General features: G+C 38.1%; 1 protein-coding gene. It reads left to right on the top strand.

The features are described 5' to 3' along the window. Positions 1 to 188: hypothetical protein (locus tag ACFIO5_RS12235; protein ID WP_375705552.1), on the top strand; the 188-nt coding region annotated here is incomplete at its 5' end. Positions 189 to 318 lie beyond the last annotated feature (130 nt).

Below are 318 nucleotides of genomic sequence, written 5' to 3'. Positions count from 1 at the left end.
TTATTTATTCTGATAAATACGTAGATAATAATTTGGTTCTCCCGACCAATCATACTGAAGCACAGAAATTATATGTCCATCATCCTTTGGTGTTCGTGTGTAAAACAACCCCACACCCATGTTTTGCTGCTTTTGGGGTTGATCTGTATAAATCACATTCTATCCCGTTCGCCGCAACAGATCGATAAATAAAGGCGTAAAGTTGTCTATTGTATCACTTTGATAAGAGGAGAAGTGTGGTTGGATTGATTGGTAAAGATCTTTTGACATCGTTAGAAAAATCGTATACTTTTAAATCCGCCACCCTCTTCTCCGCCA

This window comes from Bartonella sp. AA86SXKL (assembly GCF_042196885.1).
The sequence above is the reverse complement of the archived record's forward strand: the minus strand, read 5'-3'. Positions and strand labels throughout refer to the sequence as shown.